Source organism: Paenibacillus solanacearum (assembly GCF_910593845.1).
Taxonomy (GTDB): domain Bacteria; phylum Bacillota; class Bacilli; order Paenibacillales; family NBRC-103111; genus Paenibacillus_G; species Paenibacillus_G solanacearum.
In genome coordinates this window covers 154859-171922 of record NZ_CAJVAS010000012.1, presented here as the reverse complement: position 1 = coordinate 171922, position 17064 = coordinate 154859, and the positions used below count along the sequence as shown (strand labels likewise).

General features: G+C 52.5%; 12 protein-coding genes. 4 read left to right on the top strand and 8 right to left on the bottom strand.

Translation table 11 applies throughout. The features are described 5' to 3' along the window. Positions 1-323: 323 nt before the first annotated feature. The 5 genes from KXG62_RS15605 to KXG62_RS15585 form a co-directional block, all read right to left on the bottom strand. Positions 324-1883 (bottom strand): copper amine oxidase N-terminal domain-containing protein, encoded by a 1560-nt coding sequence (locus KXG62_RS15605; RefSeq protein WP_218092910.1) that lies wholly within the window; start codon positions 1881-1883, stop codon positions 324-326. 239 nt (positions 1884-2122) lie between these two features. Further along, positions 2123-3592 (bottom strand): hypothetical protein, encoded by a 1470-nt coding sequence (locus tag KXG62_RS15600; RefSeq protein ID WP_218092909.1) that lies wholly within the window; start codon positions 3590-3592, stop codon positions 2123-2125. 116 nt (positions 3593-3708) lie between these two features. Continuing rightward, entirely contained in the window at positions 3709-5226 is a 1518-nt protein-coding gene (locus KXG62_RS15595; protein WP_218092908.1) for an S-layer homology domain-containing protein, read from the bottom strand. A gap of 165 nt (positions 5227-5391) precedes the next feature. After that, positions 5392-6387 carry a phosphotransferase enzyme family protein gene (locus tag KXG62_RS15590; protein ID WP_218092907.1) on the bottom strand — a complete coding sequence of 332 codons (996 nt, stop codon included), beginning with the start codon at positions 6385-6387 and terminating at the stop codon, positions 5392-5394. A gap of 136 nt (positions 6388-6523) precedes the next feature. Next, the gene (locus KXG62_RS15585) at positions 6524-7165 is read right to left on the bottom strand and encodes a DUF975 family protein (protein WP_281426824.1); all 642 of its coding nucleotides are present in this window, start codon (positions 7163-7165) and stop codon (positions 6524-6526) included. A 164-nt stretch (positions 7166-7329) separates the two neighbouring features. Between KXG62_RS15585 and KXG62_RS15580 the strand changes: the two genes are divergently transcribed. From KXG62_RS15580 to KXG62_RS15570, 3 genes are all read left to right on the top strand, one after another. Further along, on the top strand, positions 7330-8547 hold the full coding sequence (locus KXG62_RS15580; RefSeq protein WP_218092905.1) for a cytochrome P450: 1218 nt from the start codon (positions 7330-7332) through the stop codon (positions 8545-8547). 76 nt (positions 8548-8623) lie between these two features. Continuing rightward, positions 8624-8956, top strand: coding sequence for a polysaccharide lyase family 7 protein (locus KXG62_RS34650; protein WP_425517346.1), 333 nt, complete (start codon positions 8624-8626; stop codon positions 8954-8956). Positions 8957-9129: 173 nt separating this feature from the next. Continuing rightward, a complete protein-coding gene (locus tag KXG62_RS15570; protein ID WP_218092903.1) occupies positions 9130-10839 on the top strand; it encodes a MutS-related protein in 1710 nt (569 codons plus the stop codon). A gap of 103 nt (positions 10840-10942) precedes the next feature. Here KXG62_RS15570 and KXG62_RS15565 read toward each other — a convergent pair whose 3' ends face one another. From KXG62_RS15565 to KXG62_RS15555, 3 genes are read right to left on the bottom strand one after another with little or no spacing between them, the layout of a single operon-like run. Beyond that, the gene (locus KXG62_RS15565; RefSeq protein ID WP_218092902.1) at positions 10943-12562 is read right to left on the bottom strand and encodes an extracellular solute-binding protein; all 1620 of its coding nucleotides are present in this window, start codon (positions 12560-12562) and stop codon (positions 10943-10945) included. Between the two features lie 38 nt (positions 12563-12600). Further along, positions 12601-13482, bottom strand: coding sequence for a carbohydrate ABC transporter permease (locus tag KXG62_RS15560; protein ID WP_218092901.1), 882 nt, complete (start codon positions 13480-13482; stop codon positions 12601-12603). Between the two features lie 19 nt (positions 13483-13501). Beyond that, entirely contained in the window at positions 13502-14398 is an 897-nt protein-coding gene (locus KXG62_RS15555; protein ID WP_218092944.1) for an ABC transporter permease, read from the bottom strand. A 369-nt stretch (positions 14399-14767) separates the two neighbouring features. Here KXG62_RS15555 and KXG62_RS15550 point away from each other — a divergent pair, with 369 nt between their 5' ends. Then, positions 14768-17020 carry a helix-turn-helix domain-containing protein gene (locus KXG62_RS15550; protein WP_218092900.1) on the top strand — a complete coding sequence of 751 codons (2253 nt, stop codon included), beginning with the start codon at positions 14768-14770 and terminating at the stop codon, positions 17018-17020. Positions 17021-17064 lie beyond the last annotated feature (44 nt).

Below are 17064 nucleotides of genomic sequence, written 5' to 3'. Positions count from 1 at the left end.
GGTGCCATTCCGTTTGGATCTACTCGCGGATATGGTCATGCCGCGACGGCTCGCCGCTTCTCCGGCGTCCATCGACTGCTCCGCTTTCAAGCAAAAGCTCCGAGATGACTTCGTACAACGTTTATGGCGAAGGTTCCAGCTTTCCCTTTGCTCTCTGGACATAAGCATCGTTGCACTTTATTCTCTTCTACGCTTTTTTCACTTACTACACTTTTTATATAGGCAACATCATAGCACAATGCCCGCGAAGTTTCAAAGGGGTTCCGCCCGAATGAATCGGAACGCCGCGCCGCATTCTTCGGGATCAGCCGTGACGCCATCCCTTATTCCGGGTACACGTTAATTTTCCGCACCGCGCTGCTCTTGCTGTCGTACATGACAAGATTGCCGCTCGCGTCCGCGGACAAGATCGACTCCGGGGTCCATTCGATCACGCCCGGAACGGATAGGCGGGTGCGGCTGAACGAGTCCGGCGCGTCCATCGTGTCGTACCTCTTGGTGACCGGATTGAATACGCCTCGTTTGTATACCACTTTCTGAAGATCGACGTATTCCGTCAGCTTCCCTTCCGTGTTCAATTCGTAGATGTAACGGTCGTTCGCCACATAAAACAAGCCGTTGCGGGAAGCGGCGGAGCGAATGCGGTCCACGTTCAGCCGGACAACGTCCTCCAGCCCGTTCGGCGTCACTTTGCTTAAACGCTGCTGCGCCGGGTCGAAGACAAACGCCTCATCGCCGCGCACCGCCGCCGTCAGCTTGTTGTTGCCCCGTTCCGACGAGAAGCTCGAGAACGGCTCGCATCGCTCCCCGGCCTTCGCCCTGCACAGCTTACCCGTTGAAAGATCGCCGTAATAAAACGCGTTATCCCCTGCCGCTGCAAAAAAGTTATGGCTCTCGTCATTCGTATTTTTACTGACGAAATAAGTAACCATTTTTACATTGGGCGATATTTCATAGATTACGGTGCTAAGATCGCTTTCGAAACCAGCTTTGGTTGGAGCGGCCTGCAAATACAGCTTCCGGCTCGCATCGTCATAATACAGCTTTTGCGGGACGATATAGCGGTAATCCATGCTGCTTTTCAAGTTATACCGGTCCAAATAATCGAAGCTGAGCTTCTCGTCGAAATCGAATGCAGCTTCCGGCGCAATCGTACCGTCCTTCCCGTTCCATTTTAACAATTGATACGCATTCGACCCGGAAACGATCTTCTTCAGTATATACACCTGATTCGCATCGGCCGCGGCGATGCTCAATATTTCGCTTTGCGCGGTAACCTCATAGGTAAGGCGGTTGTTTATCAGATGGGTGCCGCCTTTGTACTGGACGAGCTGCTGCGTCAGATTCTCCACCGTCGGCTGTCCCAGCTTTTTGCGGGGGCTCGGGCCGGAACCTGTTCCTTGGCCGGTCAAGGTGATGCTCTGCCTGTCCGCATCGAAAGCGACGTCGAGCTTAATCGCTTCCGCGATAAAGCGAAGCGGCACCATTGTCGTATCTCCCATTAATACAGCCGGCTGCTCCAGAAGCACCCGCTTCCCGTTGATCGTTGCATATGTTTGATCGAGCTTCAGCGCGATCCGGTCTGTTCCGTTTGTCAGCGTGATGTTCTTCGTTGCCGCGTCCCACGCGATCTTCGCCCCCAGCGATTCCCCGATGAAGCGAAGCGGTACCATCGTCGTGTCCCGAACAAGCACTGGAGGAGCATCCAGCGTGACCTCGGCATTTCGGACCACGGCCACTCGTTCATTCAGCGTAAGCACGATGGCTTCGGCTGCTTGTCCGGCTGCACCTTGCTGCGAATCGGCAGCATAGGCTGCCGGGAGCCAGACGCACGCCATGGCGCACATCAGTAACATGTTTAACAGCTGCATTCCCTTACTCAAACCTTTGTCCACCACCAAACCTTATGATATAGAAACTAAGAAAATTCACGTATGCGGCCGATTGCGATGGTTTCGATTCTTATTGATATACATGTTCCGATTGGGTAATGCGAACATAGATGACATCCATGAAATTTAAGCCAAAAAGGGGCGAAGGGCCGAAACCTGGTCGTAACTTTCGACCGTGACCATTGATGCGCTTCCACCCCTAGGCTTTACCTGGAATTGGACACCGGTCCTCATTCCGATACGATGAATTCCGTTTCCGCAAAAGGCGCTGGATTCCGGCATACGTTCAGCTGTTTACCGCTCGTTGAAACGACATTGCGGCAGATGATTTTTTTTGCGGATACATAGGGGTACGGCTTGATGTCCTGCTCCTCCCGGTCGTCGCACGGATTGGAAAATAAATAAAGAGCTTCATCGTTCGCCGGAACGTTGGAATCGTCTATATGCAGGTTGGTGATCTCCACCTTCCGGGGCATGTAGCACGTATATCCGAAATCATGCATGCCGTTGTTTCTAATAGCAAAAAGCTCGGGCGTACGACCATGGCCGTTTGATGGAATCCAATTGGAATCCCGAATGATGACCTCGCCCTCCCATGTGCTGCCGTAGTCACTCCTGAATTCCACTAACGCATTCCCGTGAGCGACTACATGATCCAGCATTAATACCCCTCTGCCAATGGCTTTGACGCCCTGCCATCCGATATGGCTATCTTTTATGGTATACGTCCCGGATACGCCCATATGTGCGTCCAGCCTCGAAATGACGCAGTTTTCCACATGAATATTTTTGCAAAAATTCGATGCGACAACGCCCCATCGCGTCCGGTCTGTAATGTTGTTCATCCGGCAGTTGAGCAGCCTAAACTCAATGACGCTGTTCGCATGAAGATCATAAGATCCCATCGATACCGGCTTCCCCGCAGAGCCAATCGTTGTGTATATTTTGTGTCCGCTTACAAAGCAGTTCTGGATCGTCACATAAGCGCAGCGCACGGCATTCAAAAATCCCCGGTATGGAGAACCGTGACCGACTTCGCCTGCTATATAATGAACCGCCCCGTCAATCACAGTATTGGATCGGGTAATATCGATCCCGCGGCCATAATAATCGTATTTGGACTCTCCACGGTTCGCGATTGTTGTAAAAATACCGCCGCTGAGGGTCAGTACATTGTTTTCGATTGGCCATGCTTCCGCCTTGGTAATCTCCTCATAATCCCAATCAATAGGCGAAACAATGGAGCCTTCTTTATTCAATATAAAGCAGTCGGTTTGACTCGACCCGTTGTTCTGATTTAATCCAAATCGGATAAATCTCTTCTTGTTGTCATTAGTAACAATAACATAGCAATCCGACTCCAGCGCGATATCCAATTGTCGCTGATCCCGGGTCAAAGCCGGGATCTTCAGCTCTATAGGCGTATGTACGGACTTTACATGAAAACAAGCCAATTTATGATTCTCAACAACCGTATCGTCGATGGTAAATCGTGTCGTGCTCCAATCCACATCCGTTTCAATGACGGCCGTCAAAGCTTTGGGGCCAATATAATACGTTGCATCGGACCTGGTCTTCACCGGCAAGCCGTGCGCATTGGCATAAGCATGTGCGGCACAGATCGCCTCCATATCGTCTGTCTCTCCATCGCCCTTCGCGCCAAAATCTTCATAATTGACATATGGCTTGATATTCCCCATCGATACTTCCCTCCTACCGTAGGTTGAGAGTTTCCTGAAGCCTGCTCCGCGCTAGTTGCCGGTGGTCCTTGGTGAGGCGGAGGCGAATCGTTTGGTATATAGCTGCTCCATGTCGTTTAAGGACTTGCTTTCGGTCGATCTGCAGGAGCGACGAACGGCGTTATTTGCACGTTGTCTTCCCCTCCGTTCACCTTGAAGAAATACACAATATCATCTGTCATGAGTTTGTTTTTGTAGCTATGCCCTAGCTTCGGATACGTTACGAATTGAGCGGTCGAGCCGAGTTTAGCTAGCACGGTCTGTGTCTTGTTCCACCGCTCGGGCATCATCCTTCTGCCGAACAAACGGTTAACAAGATCGGTCGGATCATTGGATTGAAAATAATCGTTATCATCGAGCTCTCCCATGTATATATACCGGGATACTTTATTGTATGCCACCAAATCGAACGGATGGCCGGTAAACGACTGCTGGTCTGCCGTACCGATCGGATATGGGAGCTTGGTCCCCTCCCATTCTGCGGCAGGTATCATCGAAAATCCGCTAACGCCTCCTATCGTGAGTGCTCTCACCTCCTCAGGGTGAAGAACCGAGAACCGTTCAACGAATTTGGCGGATGCAGAGAAGCCGTTCATGAATACTTTCTGTTCTACTTTCAGGCCACGCTCCGTGATCCGCTGCTGGGCGTCGCGAATCATAGCGAGCAGTTGCAGATCTAGCCGCTGCAGGTTGCCTGACGTAATTTGCATCGTGTTCCGGTCTAACGAATGCGTATACACACCTTGATACCTTGGAAAAACCGGGATCAGATAAGGAACATTCAACTGCCTGGCAATCGCATGCCCCGTCGAAGACTCTATTTCATTTTTCACGAGCAGATCGTACGCTTCTATGCTATCCAGTACGCCGTTGTTGTTCGGCTCGACAAGCAAGTAGAGCGGACCGGGCCGCGTTGGCGAAATAACCGGTATCTTCATGTAATAATCCCAGTAAAATCCTTTGGATGGATCGGCCTTCACTTTTAACACCACGGACTCCGGATTTCCCTTGGAGGTCGATGGCTTCGTGGTTTCAGCGGGCTGGCCTAAGCTGGCGGCTGTAGGGGAAACCTGACTCGTCTCGTGAAGTTGACGGTTCAGTCCTTTATCCGCCATTTTCTGCAAAAACTGTACAGCCTCCGCACGCGTTAACGAATCGGCTGCAGCAAATCCAGCGATCGTCCGTTCCGTCTTACCGTCGGATAAACCTTGCACGTACAAGTAACGGATCGCATCGTCCTCGGGGGCGTTATTCCCGGCCGTTCCCGCGATCATCCGTGCCACCATACCGCGGGTGATCGGCTTATTTCGAGCCGACGTATCGGTCAGTCCCATCGTCGGAAGGCCATATTCCGCATCGGAGCTGAGTTTATAGTAAGGATCGGACCATTCGCTCGCTTCCCCGGTAGCAGACAGTTCAGCAGCACGGCTGCGACCATCCGGGAACAGACGGATAAGCATGCTTAAAAATTCCGCCTCGGAGACGATCCGATCCGGCTGAAATGAACCGTCCTCATAGCCTCGGACGATACTTTGTTTAAGCGCCCAGTAAATCGAATTTTCGGCCCAGTGGCCGCTATAATCCGTTTTAAACACTGGTTCAATCGCTGCAGATGGCTCACCGGCATCCACAGCTTCTGCCTTGGACAAGCTAGGTACAAGAGCCGATACTGCGAGTGTGAAGGCAAGGGAGAATTTGATGACGTGGGTTCTAATGACGGACGACCTCCAGATAAGTGCGGACTAATCTCATATACAAGTTCAAATACGGATGCCGACTTGATTCATATGATAAAAAACCGTATTGCCTTCAAGCAAAGCTTTACAAAGCTGTATCAGACTTGGTATATGTTCACGGATCCACATATGCTTTTCGGTTCTGCTGACGAGAAATGCGTAGTAGTCGCTTATATTCAGAAACATCAAGTCCTCTAATTGCGCGATGTCAATTATTCCGGAACCCATGGAAACGTAGCCGGACAGAAGCTCATCCCGCAGTTCACTTGCCGTAAACAGGGCGCCCAGCGCGACATCCATAGCGTAATATCCAAACCCCGATAATCCGAAGTCAATGAATGAGATTCCCCTTGATGTGCGGATTAAGTTGCTATAGTGAATGTCGGCATGAATGAATCCCCGTGTCTCGAAACCGGTGCTCCACCCTTTCATCCGATCGATTACGAGCAAAACTGCATGTTCGAGGAGGTGAAATTCCTCAGTGGTGATCACGCCCATTGTTTCACCTGACCGCAATTTGGTCAACATCGTATTTACCCACGCGATCCCGTATTCGGGCCTTATCCAACTTGAATCGTTTTCGAAGCTCTGCGAAAACTGATGTAATGAGGCCAGACGTTTCCCCAAGGCACTCACCGTTTCCCGATTTGCAAAATCGCTCTTGGACATCGTATCCCCGTAAATCCATTTTAAGACGGAACAATGCACTTCCTCGCCTTCAATAACAATACGTGAGACGAGTTCACCGTTTCGATTCGGCACAGGGATTTGAACAGGCATTTCGGAATGGGAAGACCAAGCTAACAAGTATTGAAGCTCCGATCGAATCGCCTCACGCGTGGTTTGGACACCTTGCATGTTCTTGGTTATTGGTTTATGTATTCGCAATAAGTAAGCATCTTCAGATCCGTTATCTATGACCTTGTAAGTCATATTTTCATTGTGACGAATGAATTCCACGGTAGGGTCGTCAAAAGAATAGTTCAGTAAAACTTCCTTGACACGCTTCGTATCATCCATGGAAAGTCACCCCTTAAATTAGTAAACGATCCTCCCGGTTATAACTTATGGCAGCTCCATATTACATGTAGACCTAAAGGATACGAGCCCGCTTCCCACCATTGCTCCAGGTGAGGCGGTTTGATCGATGTCGCCGTTACTCGACAGAGTAAAGGGGCGGCTGCTTTTCTTTTAATTTAAGATAGAAATGGCACAAGCTGGTCTCTACATACGGAATAAGCCATAACATGCCGATTCCGAGCGTAACGATCGACAAGAGAAACCAACCGATAAACGAAAGATATAGGCAAAATAGCTCCCACTTGTGCCCGTCCATCATTTCCCGGCTCCTCGTGATCGCTTCATTCACCGTCAGCTGCGGATCCTCAATCAAGATAAAGGGAGTCATCGCATAGGAAAAACCTTTGATGATGCCTGGAATAATGAGCAGCAGCGTCCAAAGAACCAAGTATATTCCCATCAACAAGTACATAATAATCGCCTTCGCATAGCGACCGTTCGTGAAATATTCTAAGATCATGCCAAGAGAAACCTCTTGCCCCTGAGCCGCCCTCAAAAATAAGGCATTGACTCCGAGCGAAACCGCATTGACTACCAGCAGGCTGTACAGAAGCGAAAGAACTGTACCAAGACCCGCGGAATCCTTAGGATCGATACGCTCAAGCGCATTTGTAATCACGGTCGTAACGAGCAGGATGACAATGGTGTATCCTACAAAGTTCAACCAGCGGCCTTGCAAGCTTTGGCGTGCCTTCTCGCGTAATGTAGATAATATCAAAAAAACACCAACTTTCCTTTTTTGGAAACTCCGTAAACTGTTGAAGCATACGTGTCAATCAATGATTATATCACATAAAAATCACTTTTCGAGGAAAATAACGGCATAAAATGTAAATGTTCAACCATACTACATATGAATAATCTCAACATGCGGAGGACTGGATGAACTCAACGACGCAAACGATTCTACTTCAGGATATATCGAATCTGAGATCGAAGGAAGCGCAGTGGAATCCGTATCCTTGGTACAAAGAAATGCGGGAACAGTATCCCGTCTACTACGATGCCGAGCAGGATGTCTGGAATGTGTTTTTGTACGAGCATGCCAAGCGCGTGCTGTTCGACCACCAATTATTTTCCAATAAAAAAGAACGCAGCTTTATTCCGATTCCCAAGCTGATGGACAATCGAAGCAACGTCAACTTCTGCGATCCGCCGCAGCATCGAAACCGCCGCGCCTTGCTGGCTAAAGCGTTCACGCCCCGGTCGCTTGAAGAATGGGAGCCGCGCATTCAGTCCATCGTAGACGAACTGCTGACGGAGATCGAAGGGCAATCGACCGTCGATATTGTAGACAAGCTGGCGGTCCCGCTTCCGGTGACCGTGATCGCGGAGCTGCTTGGCGTCCCTGCCAAGGATCGGGCGCAAATTAAAGCTTGGTCGGACGTCATCTTCCTCCCCTATGCGAAAGAAACTTTCGGGGACACGGAAGCCCGAAAATTGCAAACGATGAAGGAATTTCACAATTATTTGTATCCGATCGTAGTCGACAAACGGAAGCATCCGTCCGATGACATCATCTCCGACCTGACGCAGGCCGAACTCGAAGGCGAACGATTGACGGACGAAGAAGTGGTCGGCTCCGCCATGGGGCTGCTCGGCGCGGGAAACGAAACCACCACAACGCTGATCTCCAATATGTTTTATTCCATGCTGTTCGACAAGCCGGGCGTGTACCGGGAACTGCGGGCCGACCTATCGCTCGTGCCCAAGCTGATTGAGGAGGTGCTGCGTTACCGTTTCCCGTCGACGAACGACCGGAAGATTGTGCAGGACACCTCCGTATTCGGCCCCGATATGAAGCAAGGACAGATGATCATGGTGTGGACGGGCGCGGCCAACCGGGACGAATCGCAATTCCCCCACGCGGAGCAGTTCGATATTCATCGCGCGGAGAACCAGCAGCATCTCGCATTCGGGTCCGGTCCGCATTTCTGTTTGGGCGCCCCGCTCGCCCGCATGGAGGCGCGCATCGCCTTGGCTTCGTTTGTAAAGCGGTTTGCCGATATCGGCCAAACGGAGAAATTTGACGTGCTGGCGCATTTGACCGATTCGCCGATGGGCCAAACCTTAAAGAGTCTCCCGATTCGAATCGTATGATCGGGAAAAGAACCGTTCAGGCGGTTATTATAAAACAGTACGCTTGTACATCATTTATGGTAAAATATGAATCAAATTGAGGCTGCCGCATAGAAGAATACGGCGGCCTCATTATTTGAGTCAGGCGAAAGGTCATACAACGATAGGTCAGATTTTCCAAGCTCCGCCTGCCCCAAGTAAACCGCTGAGGGAATTGATGTATTATAACGATGGTACGATCAAAGCTTTGCTTGAGAATACGAACCAAGGAGGGAATTCAACGCTTCATCCCGTCGGAAAAGTACCGTTAGGCACTCCATTCTCGTATACGCTTTCATATACCGGCAACACCATTACGATCACGATCGACGGGAAGTCAAGTTCATTAACGGTTCCCCCAAGTTTCGAAGGCGAGCATTTCTATATTTAAAGCAGGCAGCTACGATCAGTCCGCCAAATCAGGTACACCCGGAACGACAGCCAGCAGTTCGGTGAAGTTTTATTCATTGGGAATAACGCATAAATAACGAAATGATGAATGGAGGAGCCATGCCATGCGAGAGCCGCTCTTCTTCGTCATAGTTGGAAGCGGGAGGACAAACCATGAGAATCGCGATGGAGGAAATAAGTCTGCTCTGGCCTAGTGCGGACGAACGGAATGCTTACGGGGATGAGGTGCGGATCGCGGAACGGTCTGCGGCGGATTTGGGTCTGGAGGCCGTGGTGCGGGCGCTTTGCATCGAATTGCGGTACGCTCCGCAGACGACGAAGCTGCTTCTCAACCTTTGCGACAATGCCGAGGTGCTGCGTTTTCGACTGGATGTGATGGAAGACTTTGTGGATCATCCCGGCTTAAGCGATGATCTCCACACGCTTCTGCCCATGATCAGAAAGCTCGACAGCTTCAAAGATCGACGAGCCTTGGCGGCGGAGACAAAATCGCCGTGGCCGAAGCTCCGCAACATCGCGTGGCAGCTGGAAATATTGGAATTGTATCTCCAATGCGTCAACACCATGAAGTCGGCACTGAGCCGTCATGTTCCCGGTTTGAAATCGGAGGGGTTGCTGCGTCTGCACCGGTTTTTGACGGAGCTGACGGGGCAGGAGGCGTACCGTTCCCTGGAGCGCGAGCTGCCGGAATTTCGGGAGAAAATCAACGGCATGTCGAGCGTAACGATCGGCATTAATCTTGATCCTGAGCTGAACGCCCAAGAAGCCGTATTTTTGACGGTGGAGCCGAAGCCGTTTAAGGACAAGAAACGTTCCATCGTCTCGAGCTTGCTTGGCTTGAAGTCGGTGGCGGAGGATTTCGAAGGTGTACCCCTCTTTCAAAATATAATGGGGGTGGACACCTCTCCGCTGACGTCTGCGCTGTTCAAATGTCTCGACGAGGTGCTAAGAGCGACGATCGAACCGATCGGCAAAGCACTGCAGCGGTATATCCATCTGTATACGGATTTTGTGACGGAGCTGGAGTTCGATATCGCCTTTTATGCCGGCGCGGAGCGGCTGCTGCGCTTGCTGACGGCAGCCGGCCTGCCTGTGTGCAAGCCGGCTATTGCGCCCAGGGAAGAACGCCGGTACGAGGTCAAGCATTTATACGATGTGATCTTGTCACACGGTTATGTACGTAAGCTGCCGGATGCCGATCTGAGCAGAGCGATCATAGGGAACGACGTCGATTTCGGTACGGGAGGCAAGCTGTTTATTTTGACCGGACCGAACCAGGGCGGCAAAACGACCTACACGCGCGCCATCGGCCTGGCCCAGCTGTTGTGTCAGGCGGGCATATTCGTGCCCGGCACTTCGGCGGTCATCAGTCCGGTGGAATGGATCTTCACTCATTTCAGCGAGGAAGAGAAGCCGAACATCAACAACGGCCGGCTGGCGGATGAGTCTCAGAAGCTGTCGGAAATCTTCACGAAAGGGACTTCCTGCAGTCTGCTGCTATTGAACGAATCGCTGTCGAGCACGAGCCCGCGGGACAGCTATCTGTTGGCCCGGGATCTTGTGAAAGGTATGAAGCTGATCGGCTGCCGATCCGTATTTGCGACGCACATTCTCGAGCTGGCGAAGGAGGTTGACCAGATCAACCGGGAGCTGCCGGGTGAAGGTGAGCTGATCAGCATGGTGGCGGGCGTGGAGCAGAGCGGGGACGAGAGGGAGAAGGACAGCCTTGCGAAGTCCAAGCGAACGTATAAGGTCCACCCGGCCCCTCCTTGCGACATGAGCTTTGCCCATGATATCGCGCGGGAGCATGGGCTCCTGTTCGATCAGATCGTCGCCAGGTTAAAGGAGCGCAAACATCCGTAGTCATATTATCTAAGACAAAAAGGGCCGTCCCCATATGGGGACGGCCTCTAAATGACTTCCTTGTAAGTTAGGTGAGCCAGACGAATCTCACCCAAGCCCAGGTTTACTTCTTGTTATAGCGGTCGTAGGCAGCCTGATATGTCTTCATGTAATCGGCCAGTCCCATCTTGTTCACTGTGCTAACGTATTTGTCCCAATCGCCGAAGGACGCGGTGCCGTTAATAAACTTCGCTTCCATCTCGGAAATGTACGTCGAAATGTCGGTGCCGATCGACGACATGACTTCCGTCTCGGCGTCGGTGAAGTTGAAGTTGTTCCAAATTTCTTTCACGACATATGGTTCCGCCTTCTTGCCCGCGGCGATCGCTTCCGGCAGCGCCTCGGAGCCGTTGAAATATTTTTGCTGCACGAAGCCAGGGTAGCCTCCGCCGAGCCAGGTGAAGTTTTTCGCCAGCGCCTGATCCTGGGTCAAGCCCTGCGGGTTCTTCGTAATGTCGCTTACGTATTCAAGCGAGCCGTCCGGCTTTTCCTTGTACGTTACGTCCTTCTGGCCCATGAAGTAAAACTTCGCGCCTTCGTCGCTGTAGAAGTAATCCATCCAGCGGACGGCCGCTTCCGGATTTTTATTTTTGTTCGTGATTGCAAATGCGCCGACATGAACCATAGGCACCTTCACGTTGGAATACAGCTGATCGCCGTGCGGCCCTTTCAAGGCGCCGAGCCCGATGAAGTTTTTCTGGTTCATGAGTGTCGCCGGGTTCGGGATGATCGTCGAGCCAAGCGTGCCCTGCTGCCCTTTCGCGTACAGAGCCGTATTCTTGATCGTGAAGATGTCTTTGTCGATCAGCCCTTCGCTGTACAGCTTGTTCATATATTGCAGCAGTTCCTTGTATTTCGGATCGGTCTTAATGAAACGCAGCTTGTTCGTCGTCGGATCGATATCGACCATCTTATGGCCGAGCCCTCTCGTGCCGAGTCCCCACGCGCCCTTCAGCTGATCGAGCATCGCATCCACGCCGATGCCGCCGTACGGAATTTCATCCGGCTTGCCGTTGCCGTTCAGATCGGTAGCTTTGACGGCTTTCAAATAAGCGTAGAACTCGTCGGTCGTCTTCGGCTCCGGCATGTTCAGCTTCGTCAGCCAGTCCTGATTGATCCAGAGCGGCGTACCGATGAGCAGCGACAGGAAGTTCGGATCGTAGAACGACGGCATGGAGTAAATGTTGCCGTCCGGCATCGTCAGCCCTTTTTTCAAATCCGGGTACTTGTCCATCAGCTTCTTGAAATTCGGCGCATACTTGTCGATCAGGTCGTTCAGCCTGATAAACACGCCCTGGCTGCCGTACCGGGTCAAATCGGCCGGCGTCAGCTTCGCGGTGTAGAATACGTCCGGATAATCGCCGCCGGCCAGCACCAGATTGCGCTTCTCCGTCAGCGTATCGAACGGAATGAGATCGAATTTGACGTTGACGTTCGTCATCTTGGCATACTCTTTCCATACGAGCGTTTCCTCGAAATTGCTGCCGTTGGTCGCCGACTTGCCCGTGAAGAACGTCATGTTGATCGGCTGGCTCGCGATCGGCATGCCGGTCTTGTTCAGATTGGACGGCTCCGCCCCGTTTGCGCCTTCTGCGCCTTTTTTATCCGGGCTGCCGCAAGCGGTCAGCGCTCCTGCAGCCAATACGACGGACATGGCCGCCGGTATCCAGGTTGTACGTTTCATCGATTCATTCCCCCATGAATAGTGTTCGTTCGAATCGTTTATCCCTTGACGGCGCCGATCATGACGCCTTTGACGAAATATTTTTGCAGGAAAGGATACAGCATCAGCACGGGCAGGTTGGCCACGATGACGGCCGCGTATTTGATCGCTTCCGCATCCATCATGCTGCGGGCGAGCGAATCGTCGCTGACGTCGACCATCTCCTGCATTTGCCCCTGCACGAGAATTTCTCTTAAGATCAGCTGGAGCGGGTACATCCCGCGATCATTCAAGTATAGCAGAGCGTTAAAGTATGCGTTCCAGTGGCCGACGCTGTAAAACAGCACCATCACCGCGATCACCGGCATCGAGAGCGGAAGCACGATCCGCATCAGCAGCTGCATGTTGGTGCAGCCGTCCATCGCCGCCGCCTCCTGCATTTCCACAGGAATGCCCGTTGTGAAAAAAGTGCGCATAATAATGACGTTCCATACCGACACGGCGGACGGAATGATCATGACCCAGAACGAGCCCAGCAGGCCCAGCTTCTTAATGATCAAATACGTCGGAATCATGCCGCCGCTGAAAAACATCGTAAACACGATGAGGGCGGTAAACAAACCTCGGCCGGCAAAATCTTTCCGCGACAGTGGATACGCCGCCGCAATCGTCATCACCAGATTGACCGCCGTCCCGACGATCGTGTAAGCGATCGTGTTGCCGTAGCTGCGCATAATCTCCGGGTTGCCCAGAATGCGCTCGTATCCGACGAAGGTGATGTCCTTCGGCCACAGCCACACTTCGCCGCGCAGCACGCTTTCGGGATTGCTGATGGACGCGACCAGCACGAACAGCAGCGGGTAAAGGACGATGAGGGATATCAGCGTCAGCAGCGCGTAGTTGACCGCTTCCGTTATTTTGTCTGATCTTGTTTCAAGCATACGTGTTCGCCTCCTCCTTTTACCATAAGCTCGTTTCGCTCAGCTTGCGGGCGATCCGGTTGACGGTGATCAGCATGATGAAGTTGACGACGGAATTGAACAATCCGACCGCTGCCGAGAAGCTGTACTGGGCTCCCAGAATACCGCTGCGGTACACGTTGGTCGAAATGACGTCGGATGCTTCCATGTTGAGATTGTTCTGCATCAAGAACACCTTCTCGAAGCCCACGCCCAGAATCGAGCCGACATTCAGGATCAGCAGCACGACGATCGTCGGCATCAGATGCGGCAAGTTAATATGCCAGATCCGCTTCAGCCGTCCAGCTCCGTCCACGCGGGCCGCTTCATGCAGCTGCGGGTCGACCCCCGCCAGCGCAGCCAAGTAGATGATCGAGCTCCAGCCCATCTGCTGCCATACGCCCGACAGGACGAACACGCTCTTGAACCAGCCGGGTTCGGTCATGAACGAGATCGGCTGGCCGCCGAACGCTTGGATGAGCAGGTTGATCATACCGCCCTGCGGCGACAGAAACATCATGATCATCCCGACCACGACGACGGTGGACAAAAAGTGCGGCGCATACGTAATCGTCTGGATGAAGCGCCGGAACTTGGACGATCGTACCTCGTTTATCATCAGCGCCAGCAGAATCGGCACCGGAAATCCGACGACGAGCTGGTACAAGCCGATGCCGAGCGTGTTGCGGATAAGCCGCCAAAAGTAGAAGCTGTCAAAGAACCGCTGGAAATGTTTGAGACCGACCCACGGACTTCCCCAAATGCCTTTGGTTGCAATAAAATCTTTGAATGCGATCTGCACGCCGTACATCGGCGCATATTCGAAGACGATAAAATACGCGAGCACCGGCGTGAACAGCGCATACAGCTCCCAGTTCTTACGGATGCTTTTCAGCAGCCTGTGCCAGCCGCTCTTGCGCGAGGATGCGGCCTGCGGACGGGTGGTTTGCAAGGATGCTTGTTCCAACGGATGATTCACCTTCCCCCTGTATAAATGATCTTTGTGGTTTGAACGATTTTGATCATAACGCAGGGGATGGGCGGTGCGCCATGAACCATATTTTCGATATGCGGCGATTTTTTCATTTTGTTCGAAACAGAGGCTGAAACCGGCGCGGCAAGCGGCAAATCTAAAAAAGCGTTCAGGATCGAAAATACATTTCATTTGCGCTGAGGGCTTGTTCGTGTAGTATATATAAGAGTTATTATTGCATGTCCGGCAGCGTTAAGCGTCTGCAGGCAGCCTATGGAAGGAGCGCGATGAGCGGTGTTCCGCGGATTGGCGATTCGCAACTCGTTGTTTTTCAGAATTTTCATCGGATACGTCGTCGTCATCCTGCTGTTCGCTGTGTTCAACATCGGGGCGTTCACATTTTTCAAATCGACGATTCAAAGCGAAATTATTCAATATAACCGGCTGATGCTGAAAAATACCGCTGAACGGTACGGCACGCATTTTACCCGGATCAAAAATCTGCTGTTCGATTATACCAGCGAAGAGGACGTCATCGGCTTCAACCGGCAGCTGCTGACAAGAGCTCCCCAGGATGTCGACTATCTTCAGGCCAAAAAAATAATCGCGAACTTGCGCCGCGACATTTATAACCCGCTGTTTTACTTGGACGATATGATCATCCATTACAAGTCCGCTTCGTTTACGGTGGGCAAGGACGGCAGCAGCGATGCGGAGGAAATTTTCTCCCGCTTGTACACGAGCGATGTGTACAACTATTCGTTCTGGAACGACCGCTTCGCGCAGCCGGCTTATTTCCAGCTGCTTCCTTCCGCGGTGTTCTATAAGGTCGCCGACCGGTCGGAACGCAAGGAACTGATTCCGTTCGCCTTCCGGCTCACGAACAGCAACTATCAGGTGATCGCCTTCATTGACGTCGCCAAGACGCAGAGCGCTTTCTTCGGTACGGACGACAAGCGGCAGTTCATGATCATGAATAAGGAAGGAACGGTCATTTACCGGTCGTCGGATCGCTTGTCCTCCGCCGCCCTGCCTGCGTTCGATGCCGATTCCAACTTTACGCTGCGGGACGGGCAATATTATTTCCGCGAAACGGATGAAGACGGTCTTGTCTACGTGACGATCGTTCCTTACGCCAGCATCGCCTCGCAGGTCGAGAAGGTGAACTTGACGCTGCTGTTCATCTTCGTGCTGACGCTCGGCATCGGTCTGGCCGCTTCGTTCTATTCGAGCAAGCGGGTGCATTCGCCGATCAAGCAGCTGATTACAGCGATTACGGACCGCGATCCGCTCCGGCAGCCGAGCCGCATCCGCGAGGTTGATTTCATCCAGAGCAAGCTGCATGACCTGATGCAGGAACGCGACGCCGTGCAGCAGCAGCTGACGCACAACAAGTCGGTGCTGACGAGCTACAGCTACATCAACAAGCTGAAAAGCATCAACAGCGATATTAGCGTATGGCAGGACTTCATCCATGCGGAGGAAAGCTTCACGATCGTACTGTACCGGCTCACGTTCCGCCGCGCGACGTTCGAGAAGCTGCAGCTCCAGGAAGACCGCGCGGCCACGTACATCCGCGAGCATATCGATCTGATGATGGAAGGCCGATTCCCGGGCTCGCATACGTTCCAGATGGAAAATAACGAAATCTTGTCCGTCATCGTCGGGAATGACGCGGCGAACGCGCTGCAGGAGCTGCTGCTTATGCTCAAGCAGCAGCTCGATCATGACAAGGAATACTGCCTCGTCTCGATTGCCGTCAGCTCGCCGTACCGCGCGTCGTCGCAATTTAACGACGCGTACCGGCAGGTGCAGGAGCTGGCGCGGCAGGCACGGCTGATCGAGGAGACGCAGCTCATTCGGCAGCCGCGGCCGCTCGCGTCCACGTTCGCCCTCAGCCCGAGCCAGGATCAGGAGCTGAACGCGTGCATCCAAGCCGCGGATGCGGCAGGCGCCCTGCAGCTCATCGAACGGACGCTGCTCGATATGCAGCAAAAAGAAGCGTCCGTCGGCCAGTTCCAATTTTTTGCGGACGCCATGTGCTCGAAGATATGGAAGTTTATAGAGATCTTCAAAATCGAACCGGAGCAGGCACAGAAGCTTCAACCGTTGGTCGAGCAGTTTAAGCAGTGCTGCACCGTTACCGAATATACGGAGCAGTTCGAGCGTCTGATGACGGAAGCCGTCTTCCTTATCCAGGATAAGAAAGAAGAAGCCGACCCGATCGTCAGCTATGTGATGGAAGTGCTTCACACGAAGTATGTGGAAGATATTTCGCTCGATTACTTGGCCGACAAGCTCAACATGTCGAATGCCTATTTGTCGGTCTATATTAAAGAAAAAACCGGCGTCAACTTCATCGATCACTTGAACGACATCCGCATCGGCAAGGCGCGCGAGCTGCTGATCGGCACCGACCTGAGCATTCAGGACATCAGCGTCCGCAGCGGCTACCGCAACATCACGTCGTTCAACCGGATGTTCAAGAAGTGGACGGGCATGACGCCGGGCGAATACCGGCGCAACCATGCGGCGGAGACGCTGTAGGTCCAGTCGGACGGCTTCGGGCCGGATGGATCGCTTCGGCAACC

What these genes read in the sequence shown, in the direction of transcription:
- KXG62_RS15565 (WP_218092902.1), bottom strand. Translation starts at nt 12,562, where the DNA reads ATGAAACGTACAACCTGGATACCGGCGGCCATGTCCGTCGTATTGGCT.
- KXG62_RS15590 (WP_218092907.1), bottom strand. Translation starts at nt 6,387, where the DNA reads ATGGATGATACGAAGCGTGTCAAGGAAGTTTTACTGAACTATTCTTTT.
- KXG62_RS15570 (WP_218092903.1), top strand. Translation starts at nt 9,130, where the DNA reads ATGAGAATCGCGATGGAGGAAATAAGTCTGCTCTGGCCTAGTGCGGAC.
- KXG62_RS15600 (WP_218092909.1), bottom strand. Translation starts at nt 3,592, where the DNA reads ATGGGGAATATCAAGCCATATGTCAATTATGAAGATTTTGGCGCGAAG.
- KXG62_RS15560 (WP_218092901.1), bottom strand. Translation starts at nt 13,482, where the DNA reads ATGCTTGAAACAAGATCAGACAAAATAACGGAAGCGGTCAACTACGCG.
- KXG62_RS15580 (WP_218092905.1), top strand. Translation starts at nt 7,330, where the DNA reads ATGAACTCAACGACGCAAACGATTCTACTTCAGGATATATCGAATCTG.